The sequence below is a fragment of the Enterobacter sp. CFEC122 genome, assembly GCF_052983755.1.
Genome location: NZ_JBRIQR010000007.1, coordinates 127,516 through 146,168 on the forward strand (window position 1 = coordinate 127,516; position 18,653 = coordinate 146,168).

General features: G+C 57.1%; 14 protein-coding genes and 1 pseudogene. 4 read left to right on the forward strand and 11 right to left on the reverse strand.

Annotated features, from left to right (window positions below):
- Window positions 1-114 precede the first annotated feature (114 nt).
- A complete protein-coding gene (gene bglX / locus ACVCAM_RS07295) occupies window positions 115-2,412 on the reverse strand; it encodes a beta-glucosidase BglX (protein WP_447093560.1) in 2,298 nt (765 codons plus the stop codon).
- A 189-nt stretch (window positions 2,413-2,601) separates the two neighbouring features.
- On the opposite strand from bglX, the gene dld reads away from it, so the two are divergent.
- Window positions 2,602-4,350, forward strand: coding sequence for a D-lactate dehydrogenase (gene dld / locus ACVCAM_RS07300; protein WP_407223518.1), 1,749 nt, complete (start codon window positions 2,602-2,604; stop codon window positions 4,348-4,350).
- A gap of 111 nt (window positions 4,351-4,461) precedes the next feature.
- Window positions 4,462-5,016, forward strand: a complete 555-nt coding sequence (locus tag ACVCAM_RS07305) for a GNAT family N-acetyltransferase (RefSeq protein WP_008500902.1) — start codon at window positions 4,462-4,464, stop codon at window positions 5,014-5,016.
- Window positions 5,017-5,099: 83 nt separating this feature from the next.
- Here ACVCAM_RS07305 and pbpG read toward each other — a convergent pair whose 3' ends face one another.
- Both pbpG and ACVCAM_RS07315 read right to left on the reverse strand, forming a co-directional pair.
- Window positions 5,100-6,023, reverse strand: coding sequence for a D-alanyl-D-alanine endopeptidase (gene pbpG, locus ACVCAM_RS07310; RefSeq protein ID WP_023293820.1), 924 nt, complete (start codon window positions 6,021-6,023; stop codon window positions 5,100-5,102).
- A 167-nt stretch (window positions 6,024-6,190) separates the two neighbouring features.
- Window positions 6,191-6,778 carry a Yip1 family protein gene (locus ACVCAM_RS07315; protein ID WP_008500904.1) on the reverse strand — a complete coding sequence of 196 codons (588 nt, stop codon included), beginning with the start codon at window positions 6,776-6,778 and terminating at the stop codon, window positions 6,191-6,193.
- 157 nt (window positions 6,779-6,935) lie between these two features.
- Between ACVCAM_RS07315 and ACVCAM_RS07320 the strand changes: the two genes are divergently transcribed.
- Window positions 6,936-7,508 (forward strand): DedA family protein, encoded by a 573-nt coding sequence (locus ACVCAM_RS07320; protein WP_008500905.1) that lies wholly within the window; start codon window positions 6,936-6,938, stop codon window positions 7,506-7,508.
- A gap of 82 nt (window positions 7,509-7,590) precedes the next feature.
- On the opposite strand, the gene ACVCAM_RS07325 is transcribed toward ACVCAM_RS07320, so the two are convergent.
- The 8 genes and pseudogenes from ACVCAM_RS07325 to ACVCAM_RS07360 form a co-directional block, all read right to left on the reverse strand.
- On the reverse strand, window positions 7,591-8,355 hold the full coding sequence (locus ACVCAM_RS07325; protein WP_008500906.1) for an SDR family oxidoreductase: 765 nt from the start codon (window positions 8,353-8,355) through the stop codon (window positions 7,591-7,593).
- A gap of 50 nt (window positions 8,356-8,405) precedes the next feature.
- The gene (mdtQ, locus tag ACVCAM_RS07330; protein WP_407223519.1) at window positions 8,406-9,824 is read right to left on the reverse strand and encodes a multidrug resistance outer membrane protein MdtQ; all 1,419 of its coding nucleotides are present in this window, start codon (window positions 9,822-9,824) and stop codon (window positions 8,406-8,408) included.
- A gap of 201 nt (window positions 9,825-10,025) precedes the next feature.
- Entirely contained in the window at window positions 10,026-11,420 is a 1,395-nt protein-coding gene (locus tag ACVCAM_RS07335) for a glycoside hydrolase family 1 protein (RefSeq protein ID WP_023325664.1), read from the reverse strand.
- A 12-nt stretch (window positions 11,421-11,432) separates the two neighbouring features.
- A pseudogene (bglF, locus tag ACVCAM_RS07340) lies at window positions 11,433-13,398 on the reverse strand (PTS beta-glucoside transporter subunit IIABC).
- A gap of 24 nt (window positions 13,399-13,422) precedes the next feature.
- Window positions 13,423-14,256, reverse strand: a complete 834-nt coding sequence (gene licT / locus ACVCAM_RS07345) for a BglG family transcription antiterminator LicT (RefSeq protein WP_023616723.1) — start codon at window positions 14,254-14,256, stop codon at window positions 13,423-13,425.
- Window positions 14,257-14,422: 166 nt separating this feature from the next.
- Complete coding sequence (locus ACVCAM_RS07350; RefSeq protein WP_391524567.1) at window positions 14,423-15,712, reverse strand: carbohydrate porin; 1,290 nt, start codon at window positions 15,710-15,712, stop codon at window positions 14,423-14,425.
- Between the two features lie 360 nt (window positions 15,713-16,072).
- On the reverse strand, window positions 16,073-17,005 hold the full coding sequence (gene dusC, locus ACVCAM_RS07355) for a tRNA dihydrouridine(16) synthase DusC (protein ID WP_407223520.1): 933 nt from the start codon (window positions 17,003-17,005) through the stop codon (window positions 16,073-16,075).
- Window positions 17,006-17,046: 41 nt separating this feature from the next.
- Window positions 17,047-17,844, reverse strand: coding sequence for an AraC family transcriptional regulator (locus ACVCAM_RS07360; RefSeq protein ID WP_407223521.1), 798 nt, complete (start codon window positions 17,842-17,844; stop codon window positions 17,047-17,049).
- Window positions 17,845-17,903: 59 nt separating this feature from the next.
- Here ACVCAM_RS07360 and ACVCAM_RS07365 point away from each other — a divergent pair, with 59 nt between their 5' ends.
- Entirely contained in the window at window positions 17,904-18,608 is a 705-nt protein-coding gene (locus ACVCAM_RS07365; protein ID WP_407223522.1) for a type 1 glutamine amidotransferase, read from the forward strand.
- Window positions 18,609-18,653: the final 45 nt, after the last annotated feature.

An 18,653-nucleotide genomic window follows, 5' to 3' on the forward strand; every position in this document is an offset into this window, starting at 1 on the left:
GAGGCTTGAGAGAAAAGCGTAGCTTAAAACGGCGGAATTAACCGTCAAAATGCCTTTTTAGCATAAGGTAAGACGCCTCCCCCGCAGGACGGGGGGAGGCAAAGGAGGGAAAGGTTACAGCAGCTCGAACTCACCTTTATTCACGCGGGCGGAGTCCACGCCGATAAAGACGTTAAATTTGCCCGGTTCCGCATCGTATTTCATCTGCTGGTTCCAGAACTTCAGCGCATCCACGTCGATCGGGAAGCTGATGGTTTTGGTTTCCCCCGGCTTCAGGTTGACCTTCTCAAAGCCGCGCAGCTGTTTCACCGGACGGCTCATCGACGCGGTGACATCCTGCACGTACATCTGGATCACCGTAGCCCCTTCGCGCTTGCCGGTGTTGGTCACCTCAACGCTGGCGGTGACGTTGCCGTCACGCTTCAGGGTCGGCGCCGACATTTTCACGTCGGAGACCTTGAAGGTGGTGTAGCTCAGGCCGTAACCAAACGGATAGAGCGGGCCGTTAGCTTCGTCAAAGTAGCGAGAGGTGTACTTGTTCGGCTTGTCGGCGTTGTACGGGCGACCGGTATTCAGGTGGCTGTAGTACACCGGAATCTGCCCGACGGAGCGCGGGAAGGACATCGGCAGCTTGCCCGACGGGTTGTAATCGCCAAACAGCACGTCGGCGATGGCGTTACCGCCTTCGGTACCGGCGAACCAGGTTTCCAGAATGGCGTCAGCCTGCTGGTCTTCCTTCACCAGCGCCAGCGGACGACCGTTCATCAGCACCAGCACCAGCGGCTTGCCGGTGGCTTTCAGGGCGGCAATCAGATCGCGCTGGCTCTGTGGAATGTTGATATCGGTACGGCTGGAGGCTTCGTGCGCCATACCCTGCGCTTCACCCACAACCGCAACAACGACGTCAGACTGCTTCGCGGCGTTCACCGCTTCGTCAATCATCTCCTTCGGCGTGCGCGGATCGACCTTCACCGCTTCCTCGTACTGGTTGAGGAAGGTCACGATATCTTTATCGTTGGTGACGTTCGCCCCTTTGGCGTAAACCACTTTGGCGTTTTCACCGACGGCACTCTTGATACCGGTCAGCACGGTCACGGACTGGTCAGCCACGCCCGCCGCAGACCAGCTGCCCATGACGTCGCGCTTGCTGTCGGCCAGCGGACCCACCACGGCAATGGTGCCGGATTTTTTCAGCGGCAGCGTGTCGAGGCGGTTCTTCAGCAGCACCAGGCTTTCGCGCGCGACGTCACGCGCCTCTTTGCGGTGCAGGCGGCTTTCAGCGTTGGTATCTGCCGGGTCGGAGTCTTTCGGACCCAGGTGGCTGTACGGATCGTTAAACAGCCCCATGTCGTATTTCACGTTCAGCACGTGACGGGTGGCATCGTCCAGCTCCGCCATCGTCACCTTGCCGCTCTTCACCAGCCCCGGCAGATACTTGCTGTAATACTCGTCGCTCATGCTCATGTTGATGCCGGACTTGAGCGCCACGCGCACCGCGTCTTCCGGATCGGAGGCGGTACCGTGTTTGATCAGCTCTTTAATCGCGCCGTGGTCGGAAACGGTAATGCCCTTAAAGCCCCACTGGTCGCGCAGCACGTCTTTCAGCAGCCAGGAATCAGAGGTCGCAGGCGTGCCGTTCAGCGAGTTCAGCGCCACCATCACCGCGCCGCTGCCCGCATCCAGACCGGCCTTGTATGGCGGCATGTAGTCGTTGAACAGGCGCTGCGGGCTCATGTCGACGGTGTTGTACTCTTTACCGCCCTCCACCGCGCCGTAGGCCGCAAAGTGCTTGACGCTGGTCATCACCGAGTAGCGGTCCGCCGGGCTTTTGCCCTGCATCGCTTCCACCATGGTTTTACCCATCGTGGAGGTTAAATACGTATCTTCACCAAAGCCTTCCGAGCCGCGGCCCCAGCGCGGATCGCGCGAGACGTCCACCATAGGCGCCCAGGTCATGTTCAGGCCGTCGTCCGCCGCTTCATAAGCCGACACGCGCCCGACGGTTTTCACCGCGTCGAGGTTAAAGGAGGAGGCTAAGCCGAGGCTGATGGGGAAGACGGTACGCTGGCCGTGCACCACGTCATAGGCAAAGAACAGCGGAATTTTCAGGCGGCTGAGATCCATCACCTGGTCCTGCATCTTGCGGATATCCTGGCGGGTGACGGTATTAAAGATGGCCCCTACCTGCCCGTCTTTGATCATCTCGCGGATGGCCTCTTTCGGGTTATCCGGGCCGACGCTGATCAGACGCAGCTGGCCGATTTTCTCATCGACCGTCATTTTCTTGAGCAATTCCGTGACAAACGCGTCCCGCGCTTCAGGCGTGAGCGGGTGATTGCCAAACAAATCCTCTGCCAGCGCAGGTTGCAGCGCCAGGCTGACGGCGACACCTACAGAACATAGCCATTTCATGTCGTTTTACTCTCTCATCAATAACCGCCGGACGATCTCGGCCATACCGTGCGAAAAGCGCAGTGTGCCACAAACCCTCCGATCGTTGCAGGGTTATTCTCTGATTTTTCTCGTGAATACTCGACCGCTTAACAGTTAATCGCGCTATGCTTTACAGCGAGAAATTTGCCCCACCACAAGGAGTGGAAGATGTCTTCTGTTCGAACTGACGATAACAAAACCTTTATTAACGAACTGTCGCGCCTGGTTGGCTCCTCTCACCTGCTTACCGACCCGGCTAAAACCGCCCGCTACCGCAAGGGCTTCCGCTCCGGTCAGGGCGACGCGCTGGCGGTGGTTTTCCCCGGCACGCTGCTGGAGCTGTGGCGCGTCCTGAGCGCCTGCGTCGCCGCCGACAAGATTATTTTAATGCAGGCGGCCAACACCGGCCTGACCGAAGGCTCCACGCCGAACGGCAACGACTACGATCGTGACATCGTGATTATCAGCACCCTGCGCCTCGACAAGCTGCACCTGCTGGACAAGGGCGAGCAGGTGCTCGCGTTCCCCGGCACGACGCTCTACTCCCTCGAGAAAGCGCTTAAGCCGCTGGGCCGCGAACCGCACTCGGTGATCGGCTCCTCCTGCATTGGCGCCTCGGTGGTCGGTGGGATCTGCAATAACTCTGGCGGCTCGCTGGTGCAGCGCGGCCCCGCCTATACCGAGATGTCCCTGTTTGCCCGTATTGACGAAAACGGCAAGCTGACGCTGGTGAACCACCTGGGAATCGATCTCGGCGTCACGCCAGAACAGATCCTCAGCAAGCTCGACGACGATCGCGTGAAGGATGAAGACGTTCAGCACGACGGTCGCCATGCGCACGATCATGACTACGTGACCCGCGTGCGGGATATCAATGCCGATACGCCGGCGCGCTACAACGCTGACCCGGATCGCCTGTTTGAATCCTCTGGCTGCGCGGGCAAGCTGGCCGTTTTTGCGGTGCGTCTCGACACCTTCCCGGCCGAGAAAAAGCAGCAGGTATTCTACATCGGCACCAACCAGCCTGAGGTTCTGACGGAGATCCGCCGTCATATTCTGGGCGAATTCACCCATCTGCCGGTGGCGGGCGAATACATGCACCGGGACATTTACGACATCGCCGAGCGCTACGGCAAAGACACGTTCCTGATGATCGACAAGCTCGGCACCGACAAAATGCCGTTCTTCTTCACCATGAAGGGCCGTACCGACGCGATGCTGGAGAAAGTGTCGCTGTTCAAACCCCACTTCACCGACCGCTTTATGCAGAAGCTGGGCAACGTTTTCCCGGCGCATCTGCCGGAGAGGATGAAAACCTGGCGCGACAGGTACGAGCATCACCTGCTGCTGAAAATGGCCGGAGACGGAATTGCCGAAGCGCAGGCCTGGCTGACCGAATTCTTTAAAACGGCCGAAGGGGATTTCTTTGCCTGTACGCCTGAAGAGGGCAGCAAAGCCTTCCTGCACCGCTTTGCCGCCGCAGGGGCCGCCATCCGATATCAGGCGGTACATTCCGAAGAGGTGGAAGATATTCTGGCGCTCGATATCGCCCTGCGGCGTAACGACACCGAGTGGTTTGAACACCTGCCGCCGGAAATCGACAGCAAGCTGGTGCACAAGCTCTATTACGGCCACTTTATGTGCTATGTCTTCCATCAGGATTACATCGTCAAGAAAGGGGTCGATGCACACGAACTGAAGGAGCAGATGCTCGCCCTTCTGCGTGAACGCGGCGCACAATATCCTGCGGAACACAACGTCGGACATCTTTATAAAGCCCCTGACGCACTTAAGCAGTTTTATCGCGAGAATGACCCTACAAACAGCATGAATCCCGGCATCGGTAAAACAACGCGGAAGAAATACTGGAAAGAGAGCGCAGACGCGGAGCAGCACATAACGCAAACGTCTGATTAATTCCTACAGCCAAATTTGAGAGATTGTTAAGCGCTCCTTAATCGTAATAGAGTAACCGCTTATCGCCGGAGAAACGTTTCTCCGGCCTTCGATAAGAGGAGCAGGCACATCATGTCGGCTATTGATGTTTTATCCGAGACCGAGCTGGAAGTGCGCGACGCCCGTCCCGATGATGTGCATGCCATTGCCGCGATCTATGCCTGGCATGTGCTTCACGGGCGCGCGTCATTTGAAGAAGTCCCCCCGACTATTGACGAAATGCGTCATCGCATGAAAAGCGTGGCGGAGAACGGTTTACCGTGGCTTATCGCGCTGTACCGCGGCATTGTGGTGGGCTACTGCTATGCCACCCCTTACCGACCGCGACACGCCTACCGCTATACCCTGGAAGAGTCGATTTACGTGGATGCCAGCATCACCGGGCGCGGTTTTGGCACGGCACTGATGGATGCGCTGATCGCACGCTGCGAGCAAGGGCCGTGGCGGCAGATGATTGCCGTGGTAGGAGATGGCAATAACAATGCCGGCTCGTTACGTCTGCATAAAAAACATGGTTTCGTGATTGTCGGTCAGCTGCGCAGCGTAGGCTACAAGAAAGGCGACTGGCGGGATACGGTGATTATGCAGCGCCCGCTCAACGATGGTGACTGGACGCTGCCGGAATAAACGCAAAACGGTAACCTGGGTTACCGTTTTTAGTGTTTGTAGGCCGGGTAAGGCAAAGCCGCCACCCGGCGCTGACAGACGGCTCAGTCGTTCTGCGCCGTCGCCATCTGCTCCGCTTTCTGCTTTTTATACGTCAGTGCCGCGGCCGGTACAGGCTGCACTTTTCCTGTTTCAATCCAGGTACGCAGGCGGCTCGCATCCGCGAAGTGCGTGTATTTGCCGAAGGCATCCATCACTACCAGCGCCACCGGCTTACCGTTAAATACGGTGCGCATCACCAGACAGTGTCCCGCCGCGTTGGTAAAGCCAGTTTTCGTTAGCTGAATATTCCAGTTATCCCGGTATACCAGATGGTTAGTATTGCGGAACGGCAGCGTATAGGCCGGGTTCGCAAAGGTCGCCATCTCTTCACGGGTGGTACTGAGCTGACCAATCAGCGGGTACTGTTTGCTGGCAATCAGCAGTTTCGTCAGATCGCGCGCCGTGGAGACGTTGTTGATCGACAGCCCCGTCGGTTCAACATAGTGCGTATTGTTCATCCCCAGCGCTTTGGCTTTCGCGTTCATCGCGCGGATAAACGCGTCGTAGCCGCCCGGATAGTGGTGCGCCAGGCTCGCCGCCGCGCGGTTTTCAGACGACATCAGCGCCAGCAGCAGCATATTTTTACGGCTGATCTCACTGTTCAGCCGCACGCGGGAGTAGATCCCTTTCATCTCCGGCGTGTGGCTAATATCCACTTTCAGTTTTTCGTCCAGCGGCAGATGGGCATCAAGCACCACCATCGCGGTCATTAATTTGGTAATTGAGGCGATCGGTCGCACCAGGTCCGGATGGCTGGCGTAAATCACCTTATTGGTGTTGAGATCGACAATCATCGCGCTGCCGGACGCAATTTGCGGCTGAGCAGCAGCGGTGGTCACCGCGGGCGTTTTGGCGACGGCCGGTACGACTGCGGACGCACCCAGCAACAGCGCCAGGCTAAGTAAAGAGACTCGGAATTTCAGCATGGTGAGACTTCTGATAATTATTCACGCACGTTATGACGTACACCGCCTGGGTTGTTAGATAAACACAGGCTGGCCTCGGCATCATAGCCGTCAGCGGGCGTTGTCGCCAGAGGATAATCGTGAACGGATGCTGCATTGCTGGCATTTACGCCAGCAATGCAGTGAACTCAGAAGAGTCGGTATCCATAACCCCAAAGAATCACCGTCAGCGCCAGGAGCGCCTCCAGCACCAGCACCCCGATGGCGAGCGTTGAGCTCGAGAAGCTCAGCCCCTCTTCTTTATTGATATTCAGGAAGGTAGGAACCCCCAGATACAGCAGATAACCGGTGTAAAAGAGGGCAATGGTACCGATCAGCGCGCACAGCCAGACCAGTGGATAGAGCGCAACAATACCGCTTAAGAACAGCGGGGTCGCGACATACCCGGCAAAGACCATACAGTGCGCCAGCGATGGACGCTGCGGATAGTTACGCGCCATCCAGTGAATGACGCGCCCCATGACCGCCACCCCCGCCAGCATCAGGCCATAAAAGATGATGGCAAGATAGAGTCCGGTAAACCAGGAAAGCTGAACCACGGTGCCGTCACCGAAGTTCCAGCCGATTTGTGTCGTTCCGATAAAAGCGCATATTACCGGCACCGCGGCCATCAGCAGCACGTGGTGCGTGTAATGATGCGAGACCGTTTCGTTCTCACTTTTAATGACATGCATTTCACGATCGGGATGGGAGAAAAGTCCCCAGACATGGTTCATAGCGCCCCCTTGTTGTCGGCCCGTCAGCGATACCTTAAGTATAATGCAGGCTTTAGATTATTTTATGTACAGTGGGAAATTTCCGTTGATTTCCCCGCCGTTGATTCAAGGGGTATATGATTAAACGAGGCACGCAGAGGGAGAAAACCGTTACGTAATGGATATTAACGCACTCATTGAGCAATATGGCTATGCCGCGCTGGTCATCGGCAGCGTGGCAGAAGGTGAAACCATCACGCTGTTAGGGGGCGTCGCCGCGCATCAGGGGTTACTGAAGTTCCCGCTGGTTGTTGCCGCGGTCGCGCTGGGCGGGATGATAGGCGATCAGCTGCTCTACTTTCTGGGGCTGCGCTTTGGGCCCACGCTGCTCAAGCGTTTCGCAAAGCATCAGAAGAAAATCCGCCGCGCTCAGCGGCTCATTCAACGTCATCCCTACCTGTTCGTCATTGGCACGCGTTTTATGTATGGCTTTCGCATTATCGGGCCGATACTGATTGGCGCCAGCCATCTGCCGCCCAAAATTTTTCTGCCGCTCAATATTGTGGGCGCGATTGCCTGGGCGCTGATCTTTACGACGCTCGGTTATGTAGGGGGCGAAGTGATTGCGCCCTGGCTGCATAATCTCGACCAGCACCTGAAGCACTGGGCGTGGTTGATTCTGGTGGTTGTGGCGGTGATTGCGGTGCGACTGTGGCTGAAGCACCGTGAAAAGACGCGGGATGAGGAGTGAGTGCGGCCTGATGCCCTCACCCTAACCCTCTCCCACAGGGAGAGGGAACTAAAAATACCCTCTCTCACAGGGAGAGGGGAATCTATCCCTCCGGCTTAAACTGCGGGTTCGCCAGCATAAAGCCCCCGTCGACGATAAACGATTGCCCTGTTGTATAGCTGGCGTCGCTGTCGCACAGCCACGCCACCAGGCTGGCAATCTCTTTCGTGTGGCCCGGCCTTGCCAGCGGAATTTCCGGCATGGAGCCTTCCTTCACTTCGCTGTCGTCCATGTCGTTCATCGGCGTGGCAATCGCACCCGGCGCGACGGCGTTCACCAGAATGTTGTGCTTCACCAACTCCATCGCCATGGATTTGGTTAAGCCGCCGAGCGCGTGTTTTGCCGCCGTGTAGGCACTCGCTTGCGGCAGAGGCGTGTGTTCATGCACCGAGGTGATGTTCACAATCCGCCCCCCTTCCCCCTGCTTCACCATCTGCCTTGCGGCTATCTGTGAACAGAGAAACGCACCGTCCACGTCGACGGTGAAAATATTCCGCCAGTCGTCAAACGGCATCTCGAGGAACGGCGCTTTGGTCATCGCCCCTGCATTATTGACCAGCACGTCCAGCCGGCCAAAGCGCGCAATCAGCGTCTCTATGGCCTCAGCGCCTTCCGGCAGGGTGCTTAAATCAAGATGGACAGCCTCCGCGCGCTGCCCCTGCGCTTCGACTTCACGGCAGGTTTCCAGCGCCCCTTTCTCATCCGAGTGCCAGGTGACGCCAATATCAAACCCGCGCTCAGCCAGCATCAGGGCCGTGGTTTTACCGATCCCGGAATCCGATGCGGTCACAATCGCTACTCTTGTCATACTCACCTCCTGAAAAACTGCAAAGAGGTAAGTATAGTTAATGACCTTTTTTAGCCATGATGATAGCCACCGCCCAGCGCGGAGGTCAGCTGCAGCGTGGCGTCCACATACTGCCCCTTCAGCAGCAATCCTTCGAGGTGCTCTTTAAGGGCCGGTATTCTGGCTTCACTGACCCGGGAGCCCGCAACGATCCCCGCGCTGAAACGCGCCTGCGCCAGCGCCACAACCCGTGCCGCATCTTTTTCAACCTGCTGCTGCTGGCTGTTTTTCGCCATCAGCGTTTCGACTTCACTGGCCGTGTGTGCCACCTGATTGACGGCCTCTACCACCGCTTTGTTGTAGTTGGCTACTGAAAGGTTGTTCTGCGCCTGAGCGATATCCAGCCCGGCGTTAAGCCTGCCGCTGTCGAAAATCGGCAGCGTCAGCCCGGCGGTCACGCCCATCTGCTGCGCGGACGAACGGAACAGATCGCTCAGATGGAGGGCATCCTGCTGTAAGAACGCCATCAGGTTCACGTCAGGATAAAACGCCGCTCTGGCGGCCTCCACTTCGCTCATGGAGGCTTCGATATACCAGTGCGCCTCCTGCAGATCCGGACGGCGTGCCAGCAGTTCATAGCCGAGCGTCGACGGTAGCGAGGCTTCCACCGTTGGCAAAGCGTGCCGCGTCAGCTTCACGGAGGAGGCGTTCGTCAGCGCGACCAGGCGCGCCTCAATGGCTTTCATTTTCCCGTTGACTTCGGCCAGCTGCTCTTCGGTTTTGCTGGCGTTGATATCCGTTTCAACACCCTCCACGGAGGAGGTGATCCCGTGCTGATACAGCTCGCGATCGGCACCGATAATATTGTCCTGCTCATGTTTAATCTGCGCGAGGACCTCCCCCACGGCGGCCTGCGTTTGCCACTCCCAGTAGAGCCGCGCCACGCTGCTGGCCAGCAGCTGACGGGTCTGCTCCAGCTCCGCTTTTTGCGCATTCACTTTGCCAATCCGGGCTTCGACCTGCGCGCGATTTTTTCCCCACAGATCGAGATCCCAGCCTGCCGTCAGGCCAAAGGTGCCGTTGGTGTACCACGGCCCGGTTGTCCCTGCCGCCGGGTCGGTAATGGCAAAGGGCCCCATCAGCCCCTCGGCGGACATTTTCTGACGTTCGGCATCCGCTGAAAAATCAATCTGCGGACCGTCGGCAGCCATAGCCGCTTTGGCCTGGGCTTCCGCAAGCGTAATGCGCTGACGGGCAATCTGCATATCCGGCGCATCGCTTAATGCTTTCGCAATAAGCCCGTTAAGTTCCGGATCGTTATATGCTTTCCACCACTCATTTTTCGGCCAGTCCTGATGATTCAGAACCGTATTCACCGACGCCGCCGTGGTTTGCGTTTTAATGGGAAATACCGTGGCATGTTCAGGCGCACAGGCAGCCAGAATAAAAACGAAGGGAGCACTCAGAGATAAAATAAGAGAACGTTTCATGACGCCATAAACTCAAAAAATAAAGGCGCAAATTACGCTTGATTCTCTTTATTTTTTTAGTAATGCGTGGCAATGCGTAAATTGTCATAGATTTAAATATACGGAAAAATATTCACCAGAATTATTATTTAAATTGAATTATGCAAATGAAAAATAATCAACCCGACAGGGTGAACATCCCCTGTCAGGTTGATCGCTTTATTAAACTTTCAGCGAAGCGCCTTTTGTCGCAATAACCTCTTTATACCAGTAGAAACTTTTCTTACGGCTGCGCGCCAGCGTGCCTTTCCCGCTGTCATCGCGATCGACGTAAATAAAGCCGTAGCGCTTAGAGAGTTCAGCTTTTGATGCGCTTACCAGATCGATGGGCCCCCAGCTGGTGTAGCCCATCACCTCAACGCCGTCTTCGATCGCTTCCCGCACCTGCACCAGGTGATCGTTGAGATAGCTGATGCGGTAGTCGTCCTGCACCACGCCGTCTGCGTCCGGTTTATCCTTCGCCCCGAGGCCATTTTCCACGATAAACAGCGGCTTCTGATAGCGATCCCAGAGCACGTTTAGCAGAGTACGCAGGCCGATGGGGTCAATCTGCCAGCCCCATTCGGAACTGGCCAGATGCGGGTTTGGCACCATGCTCAGGATATTGCCGCGCGCCTGCTGGTTGAGGGCGTCATCCGCGGTGACGCAGCCCGTCATGTAGTAGCTGAAGGAGATAAAATCGACGGTAGATTTCAGCGCCTCGCGGTCGGCGTCCGTGACCTCTAGCTGAATGCCGTTGTCACGGAAGAAGCGCTGCATATAGCCCGGGTAGGCGCCGCGACACTGCACGTCGCCAAAGAATTGCCACGCGCGGTTTTCCTGCAGCGTCTCCAGAACATCTTCCGGCTTGCAGGTCAGCGGATACATCAGGCCGCCCAGCAGCATGTTGCCGATTCTGGCATCCGGGATAATCTCATGGCAGGCCTTCACCGCCAGCGCGCTGGCCACCAGCTGGTGGTGAATCGCCTGGTACACCTCCCCTTTGCTGCTGGTTTCCGGCAGACCGACGCCGGTCATCGGCGCGTGCAGAGACATATTGATCTCGTTGAAGGTCAGCCACAGCTTGACCTTCTCTTTGTAGCGCGCAAACACGGTACGGGCGTAGCGCTCAAAGAAGCCGATAGTCTGACGGCTGCCCCACCCGCCGTACTGCTTCACCAGCCCCCATGGCATTTCATAGTGCGACAGCGTTACCAGCGGGGTAATGTTGTGCGCGGCCAGCTCGTCAAACAACCGGTCGTAAAACGCCAGCCCCGCCTCGTTCGGCTGCTGCTCGTCACCGTTCGGAAAAATGCGGGTCCAGGCAATGGAGACGCGCAGGCAGCTAAAGCCCATCTCGGCGAACAGCTTGATGTCTTCCGGATAGCGATGATAGAAGTCGATGGCGACATCCTTGATGCCGCTGTCCCCAGGGACGCGCTCAACTACCGGGCCGAAGACACCCTGCGGCTGAACGTCAGAGGTGGACAGCCCTTTCCCCTCCTCCAGATACGCCCCCTCTACCTGATTCGCGGCAACCGCGCCGCCCCATAAAAAATCGTCCGGGAAAGTTTTCATCACGTTCTCCTGTTATTGATGACTGACGCTGAGTAACGGCGCACCGGCATTGACGGACGTTGCCGCCACGGTCGCCACCTCGCGATACTCGTCGCTGTTACTGATAATAATCGGGGTCGCCAGGTCGTATCCGGCATCGATAATCGCCTGTCGGTCAAACTCCAACAGCAGATCGCCGGGCTGCACCTTGTCACCGACCTTCACATGGGCGGTAAACGGCCTGCCGTCGAGCTTCACGGTGTCGATACCCACGTGGATCAACACTTCAATCCCGCTGTTACTGAGCAGGCCGATGGCGTGTTTGGTCTGGAACAGCGAAGCCACCACACCGGCAAACGGGGCAACCACTTTGTTATCGGAGGGAATAATCGCGGCGCCGCTGCCCAGCAGGCCGCTGGCAAACGTAGTATCCGGCACCTGGTCGAGAGCAAGAACGGTACCGGTCATCGGCGATAGCACATCGTTTTCGCCCGCGGAGACCACATTCTCTGGCGCGGTGTTTCCTGGCATACCGGCGAGCAGCGTCAGGCCGCAGCTCAGCACCAGCGCCACCACCGTGCCGATAATGCCTCCCCACAGCGTGGCGTCCACGCCGCCCGGCGGAATCATCTGGGCGATGGTAAAGATATTGGCGAAGCCGAAGGAGTAAACGTGGGTGTCACTGAAGCCGACAATCGCCCCACCGATAGCGCCAGCCACGCAGCCAAAGATAAACGGACGGCGCAGCGGCAGGTTTACGCCATACACTGCGGGTTCGGTGATACCAAAAATACCTGCCGTCACGGATGAACCGGCCAGCATTTTCTGACGCGCATCGCGGGTACGCAGGAAAATGCCCAGCGCCGCCCCCACCTGGCCAAACACCGCAGGCAAAAGCATGGGCAGCATGGAGTCATGCCCCAGCACCGCCAGGTTGTTGATCATCAGCGGCACCAGCCCCCAGTGCAGGCCAAAAATAACGCAGACCTGCCACAGCGCGCCCATCGCCGCGCCCGCCAGCCACGGTGCCAGAACGTAAATAGTCTGATAGCCGTTCGCCAGCATCTGGCTCAGCCAGGTCGCCAGCGGCCCGATGACGAGGAAAGTCAGCGGCACGGTCACGGCCAGACAGATCAGCGGCGCGAAGAAGTTTTTCATCGAGGAAGGCAGCAGCCTGGTGCTCTGTTTTTCCAGCCAGCAGCTGACCCACGCGGCGAGAATAATCGGGATCACTGACGAGCTGTAGTTGAACCACGTGACGGGGATGCCCAAAAAGGCTTCCGATACCGCCCCCGGCTGCTGGCTGACGTTAAATGCCGCAATCATCACCGGATGGGTGAGCGCCCCGCCGATCACCATGGTAATAAACGGGTTGCCGCCGAACTTTTTCCCGGCGGTATAGCCCAGCACCAGCGGGAAGAAGAAAAACAGCGCATCGCTGGCGGCAAACCAGATTTTATACGTGCCGCTCTCGGTCGTGAGCCAGCCGCAGACCACGGCCAGCGCCAGCAGCCCCTTCAGAATACCGGACGCGGCCAGAATGCCAATAAATGGGGTAAAGATCCCGGAGACGATGTCAATCAGGCGGCCCAGCAGGTTCCCCTTTTCGCCCTTCTCTTCCACGACAGGGGCGTCGTCGGTCAGGCCTGCTTCATTGCGCACTGCCTGCCAGACGTCGTGAACGTGGTTGCCAATCACAACCTGAAACTGGCCGCCGCTTTCGACCACCATGATCACGCCCGGGTTTTTCTTGAGCCCTTCCGCATCCGCCCGTTGATTCTCTTTCAGTTTGAAGCGAAGCCGGGTCGCGCAGTGCACAAGACTGACGATGTTCTCTTTTCCGCCAACGTGGCCGAGAATATCCTTCGCTAACGCCTGGTATTCCATCTCGATTTCCTTACATCCGATGCCCGCAGGCACCTGTTGACTGAGTACAAAAATAAAAAAACCCGAGAACGACCTTCTGACGAAGGCCGCGCTCAGGTTTTGCCTGCGTGATGCAGTAACAATCCTGTTTTGAGGCTTAACGCCCCTCTTTTCTCACCCGCTCGATATGAATGGCGAGGAACATAATCTCTTCGGTTGTCAGCTCACGCTGATAGCTTTTATTCAGGTGCTGTGCGATTTTCTCGGCGCATTTCCACGCCTTCGCGTAGTTGTCTTTGACTGCGGTATGCAGCGAGACATCGTCATCTTCCACCACGGTGCGGGTGAGCATCCGCTGGGCAAAAAACTTCAGGTGGGTGACGAAACGCTGGTAGCTGAGCGACTCTTCGTCATACTCAAGCTGCAGCTGATACTTCACCAGCTGCAGGATCTCCTGCATCACCCGCGTCACGTGCATCACCTCCGGCATTTCGCTGTTAAGCTGCGCGGTAACCAGATGCAGCGCGATAAAACCGGCCTCATCCTCCTCCAGTTCGACGTTAAGGCGTCTGGCGATAATGGCCCGCGCCTCCTGCCCTAACTCAAACTCCTTCGGATACAGCCGTTTAATATCCCACAGCAGCACGTTTTTGATGGCCAACCCGTTCTTCTGCCGCTCAATCGCAAAGTAGCAGTGATCGGTGAGGGTGATATACAAGCTCTCCTGCAGCTTGCCCAGCCGCTGCGCCGCCAGCCCGATGATGCGGTCGCAGGTGGTCATCACCTCCAGCGGAATCTGACTCAGCAGTTCTCCAAGCCGACGCACCAGTTCATCGCTTTGTAACGCAAACACCTTTTCAACCAGCGCGGTATCCAGCGCTTCACCGACGCGCTTCTGAAAGGCCAGCCCACGGCCCATCACCACCTGTTCGCGCCCGCGCTCATCCTGAACAACCACCACGTTATTATTGAGTATCTTGGCGATTTTCATCTGAACCCCAGAAACAAAAAAACCTGACCTCCGGCAGATGCCAGAAAATCAGGTTTTGCCTGCCTAAGCAGTAACAATCCAGTTCTGGCACTCTAACAGTTTCATTCGTAGCCTCAATGCGTCACGCGTCAGAAACGTGACGCGGATCGAACTTGCTACCGTGATATCAGAAGGTCACCACCGTTTTCAGCTCGGTGACCCAGGCATCCTGGGTGCGACTGACCCCGCCGGGATGGTGCCAGTACTGAATGCCCGGCTGCAGTTCAAGCCATGACACCGGACGAAAGCGGTAGTAAAACTCGCCGTTCAGGGAATGGCCCGGCACCGGGTGCCAGGCCGGATTGTTGTAGTCGCTCACGCCGCTCAGGCTGTTCAGGTAACGCTGGTTGCGGGCGTACTGGCTGCTCATATCAATCCAGGTTAAGCCAAAGCCAATCCAGTCTTCCGGTCGCGCATCAAACAGTCCGCGGTAGCGCAGCGAGGCGGCATAAACCTGATGCATGTAGTTAGTGCTCTGATCCGCAAGGCTCATGCTGAACGAGGAGCTCAACCCGCGATTCGGGTCATCCTGATGCTGCGTAAGCTGCTGGTTCAGCCCGGCGTACATGAACCAGGTCCGGTTGTGGGTATCGAATCCGTCCGGGTCCGTCGCGCCCGCCCCGCCGGATTTGCCGCGATAGAGATCGGTTTGCGGCGCGTTGGTAAACACCACGCCCAGGTTGTACGCGCCCGGCAAGCCGTTAATCAGCGGACGCGCTTCGATTTCAACCGGCAGTAAGACCCCTTTGCTGCCCTTCGTCGACCAGCTCCAGGCATGGCTGCGGCTGGCGGCCTGCGGATTCTGCTCCATCACACCGCCTTTTAAGGTCAGCGTCGGCGTGAGTTTATAGGCAAGCGTGGTGCCCCAGGTGTGTACGTTCCAGTTGTTCCAGGTCAGCGAGTTGGCTGACTTCCCGCCGCACTGGGACAGCAGCTGGAAATCACAGGGGATAATTTGATCGAAGGTTTGCACCTTGTTCATCATCCCGATGCGCCAGGTCAGACGCCGGTCGTCAAAGCTGCGGGCAAAGGTCAGCCAGCCCAGACGGGTAATCGACTGCCCGCCCCAGCTCTCCTGGGTCAGATCGTTGAAGTTGACGCGCGGGTCCTGCACGCGTTTGGTGGTGAGATCGTCATTGTGGTTGCGGTTGACGATGTTCCCCTCGATACGCGCGTCCGGGATACCGGTCCAGCGCTCCAGATCCTGGTTGAAGGTCAGCGCGAACTGGTCAATATAGGCCACGTGGGAGTCGTGGTTATATCCGCCTCCGCCGTTCCAGCCAATTTCATTCAGGTATCCGAGGTTATAGGTAAAACCGTTATCGTTAAGGATTTTACGTATGCCGAGCATTTCGCCCAGCACAGGCTCCGGCGGAGCTTCCAACCCTAATACCGTACCGTTCCAGTCTTGCGCCATCGACAGCGGGGATATCGCCAATAAGGCGAACGCATAGAGTTTATTTTTATATGCCATGATAACAACCTGTGATTGAGTATTGAGTGCGTAACCGGCCGCAGGAAATTTTTCTATTTCCTGTCGATATTTCATTTTTTTTAAAATCAGTAAAAAGCGCTAAGCCTAATATCTCTCCTGCGTAAATGACAGGCAAAAAAAAACCTAAGCGCCCCACAGCGAAAATGCTGTGGAACGCTTAGGTTTTGCCTGTTAACCAGTCACAATCCTGCGTTGAAAACAGTGGCACCTTAACACCGTCGCGCCACGTTGAAAACCTGAACTGTTTTCTGTTTTAAAAAAATGTGAGCAATTTAACGCTTATTATTTGGACTGAATCACCCGCGCAATATCAGCCGACGTCTGTAAAGTACGAATCTCCTGAAATAATTCCAGCGCTTCATCGTACTCTTTGCGTAAATAACTCAGCCACTGCTTAATACGCGCGACGTGATACAAACCGGTGTCGCCCTGCTTTTCCAGACGGCTGTATTTTTGCAGCAGCGTGACGACATCTGCCCACGGCATACGCGGTTCGTTATATTTCACCACCCGGCTGAGGTTGGGCACATTCAGCGCGCCGCGGCCGATCATTACCGCATCGCAGCCGGTGGCCTGCAGACAGGCCTGCGCGCTCTCGTAATCCCATATTTCGCCGTTGGCGATCACCGGAATGGAGAGGCGTTTGCGGATCTCACCGATCGCCTGCCAGTTTATGCGATCGGCTTTGTAGCCATCTTCTTTAGTGCGGCCATGCACCACCAGCTCGGTGGCCCCGGCCTGCTGCACCGCATCGGCGATCTCAAACTGTCGGGCATCGCTGTCCCACCCCAGCCGCACCTTAACCGTCACCGGCAAATGCGCGGGCACGGCCTCACGCATGGCTTTCGCGCCGCGGTAAATCAGTTCAGGATCTTTCAGCAACGTCGCCCCGCCGCCGCTGCCGTTCACCAGCTTCGACGGACAGCCGCAGTTGAGATCCACCCCGTAAGAGCCCAGCTCAACCGCGCGGACGGCGTTTTCCGCCAGCCATTCAGGATACTGGCCGAGGAGCTGAATCCGCACCAGCGTGCCGGAAGAGGTTCGGCTCTGGTTGTGCAGCTCGGGGCAAAGCCGGAAGAAGGATTTTACCGGCAACAGCATATCGACCACGCGCAAAAACTCCGTCACGCAGAGATCGTAGTCGTTCACCTCGGTCAGAAGCTCGCGCACGAGGGAGTCGAGCACGCCTTCCATTGGGGCCAGTAAAACACGCATAGCAGTACCTGTGAAAAAAGACGCGCTATAGTAGCCGCTCTCTATATCGCTGGGAAGCGCTTCTGTTCAGGCAGAAAGTCACCCGGCGTTGCCCCAACAATGGCGCGAAACGCCGCCGCAAATGCCGCCGGGCCGGAAAACCCCAGCATCCAGGCCACCTGCTTAACCGGGTATCCGTTGGCGAGGAGATCCAGCGAGGCACAAATCCTTGCGCGCTGTCGCCAGGCCCGGAAGCTAAAGCCGGTATCGTTGATAAACGCACGTGAAAATGTGCGTTCTGACATCGCGGCCCGTTCCGCCAGCCTTTCCAGAGAGAGATCCCAGAGATTGTTGGCAATGAGGTCACAGGCCACGCGATGTAAGCGCTCATCCACGGGCATCGGCAGTTCGGTCGAAATCTGCTGCGTCTCGCTGAGGATATCGAGCAGCAAAAAGGCCATGCTGCGCTGGCTTGCCGGGCGGTATTCCGCGCTGAACAGCCCGGCAATCAGCTCTTTGAACAACGCTGTGGCCATAATCACGTGAACCTCGTCTTTCCGCTTAAAAGGCTCGCATTGCGATATCAGCGTCGGGCTAAACCAGACCGCGCGGAGCTCCGTTGTGGATAGCACGCTGTAGGTGTGTTCCTGAAAGGGAGGGATCCACAGCGCGCGCTGCGGCGGTATGACCCAGCGTTTGCTGCCGGTTTCGACCAGCATGACTCCTTTGATGGCAAACAAAAGTTGTCCCTGCGAATGCTGGTGAGGCGGATCGACTTCGCCGCGCGTATAGCGAATTGCCCCTCTTGACCATCCGATGGCATCGTCGTGAATTGGCGTTTTATCGATAACGGTTGGCATTTCACATTCCCCCCTTCCTCTTATGATGCTGCTTGTACACGTAACCGGAGAGAGACGCAATGCACATCCATTTTATTATTCATGAACATTTCGAGGCGCCAGGCGCCTATGAAATCTGGGGGAAAAGTCGCGGCTGCAGTCTGAGCTACACCAGAGTGTATCAGGGCGATTCATTACCTGAGGAACTGGGGCACACAGACCAGCTTATCATCATGGGAGGCCCGCAATCCCCCGCCACCACGCGTGAGGAATGCCCCTGGTTTGATGCGCAGGCGGAAAAGGCACTCATCAGCCGCGCGATAGAGGCAGGTAAAACGGTGATAGGCGTTTGTCTGGGCTCACAGCTTATCGGCGAAGCGCTGGGCGCCGCGTTTTGCCACAGCCCGGAAAAAGAGATCGGCAAATTTCCCGTCAGGCTCACAGATGCAGGCAAGGCGAACCCGCTATTTGAAGACTTTGGCAGCGTGCTGAACGTCGGTCACTGGCATAACGACATGCCTGGGTTGACGCCGCAGGCTAAGGTTCTGGCTTACAGCGAGGGCTGTCCCCGCCAGATCGTGCAATACAGCGAACGGGTTTACGGTTTCCAGTGCCATATGGAGCTAACGCCGGAGGTGGTAGAGTTGCTGATTGAGCATTCGCAGAATGACCTTCGCCGCGCGGGTGAATTCCGTTTTGTCGAAACGGCGGAAAAACTCCGTTCGCATGATTATCGCGAAATGAACGAGGTGCTGTTTTCTTTTCTCGATAAGCTGACCGCCTGACGCTGATGCCTTCTCTGGCGCGTTACTTCGCCAGCGCAACCCCTT